Here is a 264-nt window from a genome sequence, read left to right on the forward strand (position 1 = left end):
ACAGCGACAATACCATCACCGGCAACGACAACTACAACCGCTTAAACGGCGGCCGCGGCAACGACACCATTTACGGTAACGGCGGCGAAGACACCATCGACGGCGGCGAAGGCGACGACAAACTCTACGGCGGCGCTGACCGCGACAACATCTTCGGCGGTGCGGGTAACGACCTGCTCGACGGCGGCACCGGTAAAGACGTGATGCGCGGCCAAACCGGAGACGACGTTTACTACGTTGATAACGTTGACGACACCGTTATCG

1 protein-coding gene is annotated in these 264 nt (G+C 59.8%); it reads left to right on the forward strand.

What is annotated here, in order from left to right:
- Positions 1-264: calcium-binding protein (locus NQ012_RS13015; RefSeq protein ID WP_373566662.1), on the forward strand; the 264-nt coding region annotated here is incomplete at both ends.

This window comes from Neisseria dentiae (genome assembly GCF_024580525.1).
Classification (GTDB): Bacteria; Pseudomonadota; Gammaproteobacteria; order Burkholderiales; family Neisseriaceae; genus Neisseria; species Neisseria dentiae_A.